Origin of the sequence: Algibacter sp., from assembly GCF_049667265.1 — a bacterium.
Taxonomy (GTDB): Bacteria; Bacteroidota; Bacteroidia; order Flavobacteriales; family Flavobacteriaceae; genus Algibacter_B.
This window is the reverse complement of sequence record NZ_JBATHX010000165.1, coordinates 1-3,404: the sequence shown is the minus strand read 5'-3', so window position 1 is coordinate 3,404 and position 3,404 is coordinate 1. Positions and strand designations below refer to the sequence as shown.

Genomic DNA, 3,404 nt, shown 5'->3' with positions numbered 1-3,404 from the left:
CAAGTTGGTCATGATACCGTTATTGGAAAAAAATGTTTAATTGCTTCACAGGTAGGAATAGCCGGTTGCGTTGTTATAGAAGATGAAGTCACCCTTTGGGGACAAGTAGGAACCACCAGCGGCATAACCATAGGCAAAAAAGCCGTTGTTCAAGGGCAATCTGGAGTTACTAAGTCTATTCAAGGTAATCAAGTTTACTGGGGAACTCCAATTCAAGAGGTTCGTTCTAAGCTAAAAGAAATGGCATCTATCAAACAAATTCCAAATATTATTAAGCAATTAAAAAATTAAAGGAAATTAATTCGATAAGTGAGTTCAAAAAATTACATTTGTAAACCAATATCCAAATAAGAAAATATGAGTGTTCTAGTTAACAAAAATTCAAAAATAATAGTTCAAGGTTTTACAGGTAGCGAAGGTACATTTCACGCTAGTCAAATGATTGAATATGGCACTAACGTTGTTGGTGGTGTAACTCCGGGTAAAGGAGGTCAAACACATTTAGACAGACCCGTTTTTAACACGGTTCAAGACGCTGTAGAGCAAGTTGGAGCAGATACAACCATCATTTTTGTTCCGCCAGCTTTTGCTGCCGATGCTATTATGGAAGCTGCGGATGCGGGTATTAAAGTGATTATTACTATTACAGAAGGAATTCCTGTTGCCGATATGATAACGGCATCAAGTTATATTAAAAATAAAGATTGTAGATTAATTGGACCTAACTGTCCAGGTGTTATTACTCCTGGTGAAGCTAAAGTTGGTATTATGCCAGGTTTCGTTTTCAAGAAAGGAAAAGTAGGCATTGTTTCTAAATCAGGAACATTAACTTATGAAGCTGCAGATCAAGTGGTAAAACAAGGTTTAGGAATCACCACGGCTATTGGTATTGGTGGCGATCCAATTATTGGAACAACAACTAAAGAAGCGGTAGAATTATTAATTAACGACCCAGAAACTGAGGCTGTTGTTATGATTGGTGAAATTGGAGGTCAGTTAGAAGCCGATGCAGCACATTGGTACAAAGCAAGTGGAAGTAAAAAACCTGTAGTTGGCTTTATTGCTGGCGAAACTGCTCCTGCAGGACGTACCATGGGCCATGCTGGTGCAATAGTTGGTGGTAGCGACGATACGGCTCAAGCTAAAAAGAAAATCATGAGAGCATGCGGAATTCACGTGGTGGATTCTCCTGCCGAGATTGGTAAAAAAATAAAAGAGGTTTTAGGTTAATCAACTTAAAAAACAAATAAATCCGTTAGCTAACTTAGTTAACGGATTTTTTTTTAAATATATTTAATTTGGGCGTTACCACAAGGGTCGGGCTTTCGGCAGTCGCTTTTTTGTGTTGCATAAGTGCAACAACACAAAAAGAGCTTCAACAAATGCCTCAATCCCTAACGCAAATCAAGAACATAGAAAATACCTCGTATTGTTGTAACATGAATAGGTATTTATTATATTTGATTAGATAGAAAATTCAGTCTTAGAAACTAACAAACTAACTATAAAATGAAATTATTAGAAGGAAAAACCGCCATTGTTACAGGAGCAAGTCGCGGCATAGGAAAAGGAATAGCTCAAGTATTCGCGCAACAAGGTGCTAACGTGGCATTTACATATAGCTCTTCGGTTGAAGCCGCAAACGAGTTAGAAAAAGAATTGAATGCTTTAGGCGTTAAAGCTAAAGGCTATAAAAGTAATGCTGCTAGTTTTGACGAAGCTCAAAAATTAGCTGATGACGTGGTTGCAGAATTCGGAAGTATTGATATTCTAGTAAATAATGCAGGTATCACAAAAGATAATTTATTAATGCGTATTTCTGAAGAAGATTTTGATACGGTTATCGAAGTGAATTTAAAATCGGTTTTTAACATGACTAAAGCCGTTCAAAAAACGATGCTTAAACAACGCAAAGGCTCAATTATTAATATGAGTTCTGTAGTGGGGGTAAAAGGAAATGCAGGACAAACAAATTACGCAGCTTCAAAAGCTGGAATCATAGGGTTTTCTAAATCTGTAGCTTTAGAGTTAGGCTCTCGAAATATAAGAAGTAACGTAGTCGCACCAGGCTTTATAGAAACTGAAATGACCGCCAAACTTGATGAGGAAACCGTAAAAGGATGGCGCGCAGGAATCCCATTAAAAAGAGGAGGAACGCCCGAAGATATTGCTAACGTTTGTGTATTCCTTGCTAGCGACATGAGTGCTTATGTTACCGGACAAACACTAAACGTTGATGGCGGAATGCTAACTTAAACTTATTTGTCATTCCCTCGAAGGAGGGAATCTCATCAAAACATATAGAATCTTTTAATGAGTTCGGAAACTCTATTATACATCATACTTGCTGGAATTATAGCGCTAGGTTTAGCGCTATTTCAGTATTTTACTAAAAGGAAAGGCATGTCTAAACTAAACATGCTTTTTGCCTTTTTGAGGTTTTTGACTATATTTTCAGTTCTCTTATTAATTATCAATCCAAGTTTCGATCAAATTAAAACTTCTGTTGAAAAACCAAATTTGGTGGTAGCCATTGACAATTCAACATCTATAAAACATCTAAAACAAGATAAGGAAGCCCTTGATTTTATTAAACAAATCAAATCAAATTCAGACTTACAAAATAAATTCAATATTGATTATTATTCTTTTGGCGAAAACTTAAAATCTTCAGATTCTATTACCTTTTCAGATAAACAAACTAATATTTCTGAGGCATTCGGTCAACTAAATCAAATTTACAAGCAAACAATCTCACCAACTATTTTAATTTCTGATGGCAATCAAACTTTTGGTAACGATTATCAATATGCTTCAGAGAGTTATAAACAGCCTATTTTTCCAATAATCTTGGGAGATACAATCACTTACACCGATTTAAAAATTCAGCAATTAAACGTCAACAAATATGCGTATTTGAAAAACAAATTTCCAATTGAAGCTATTTTGGTTTATAACGGAAATGGTAACGTAAACTCCAATTTTGTGATTAAAAATGGAAATTCAACCGTTTATTCAAAAGCTATAAGATTTTCAAAAAACGATAATTCTAAGGTTGTCAATTTTACGTTGCCAGCAAATAGTGTAGGTATTAGTAATTACAGAGCAACTTTAGAACCTTTAGAAAGTGAAAAAAACAAAATAAATAATTCAAAGAATTTTGCTGTTGAAGTCATTAATCAAAAAACAAAAATCGCCATTGTTAGTGATTTTTCACATCCCGATTTAGGAGCGCTTAAAAAAAGTATTGAAAGTAACGAGCAGCGTTCGGTTTCACTTTTTAGCTCAAAAGAAATTATTAACCAAATAAATGATTTTCAATTAGTTATAATCTATCAGCCAGACAATAAGTTTAAAGGTTTGTTTGATAAAATAGAATTATTAAATTCCAACAAATTTGTAAT

Annotated in this window: 2 protein-coding genes and 2 pseudogenes; all 4 read left to right on the top strand. The window is 34.6% G+C overall.

Annotated features, from left to right (window positions below; all coding sequences use genetic code 11):
• A pseudogene (locus tag WBN21_RS06175) lies at nt 1-291 on the top strand (UDP-3-O-(3-hydroxymyristoyl)glucosamine N-acyltransferase); the annotation flags it as partial.
• Nucleotides 292-357: 66 nt separating this feature from the next.
• Complete coding sequence (sucD, locus tag WBN21_RS06170; RefSeq protein WP_424198484.1) at nt 358-1,230, top strand: succinate--CoA ligase subunit alpha; 873 nt, start codon at nt 358-360, stop codon at nt 1,228-1,230.
• Between the two features lie 279 nt (nt 1,231-1,509).
• Nucleotides 1,510-2,256 carry a 3-oxoacyl-[acyl-carrier-protein] reductase gene (gene fabG, locus WBN21_RS06165; RefSeq protein WP_424198482.1) on the top strand — a complete coding sequence of 249 codons (747 nt, stop codon included), beginning with the start codon at nt 1,510-1,512 and terminating at the stop codon, nt 2,254-2,256.
• A 57-nt stretch (nt 2,257-2,313) separates the two neighbouring features.
• A pseudogene (locus WBN21_RS06160) lies at nt 2,314-3,404 on the top strand (VWA domain-containing protein); the annotation flags it as partial.

What these genes read in the sequence shown, in the direction of transcription:
- sucD (WP_424198484.1), top strand. Translation starts at nt 358, where the DNA reads ATGAGTGTTCTAGTTAACAAAAATTCAAAAATAATAGTTCAAGGTTTT.
- fabG (WP_424198482.1), top strand. Translation starts at nt 1,510, where the DNA reads ATGAAATTATTAGAAGGAAAAACCGCCATTGTTACAGGAGCAAGTCGC.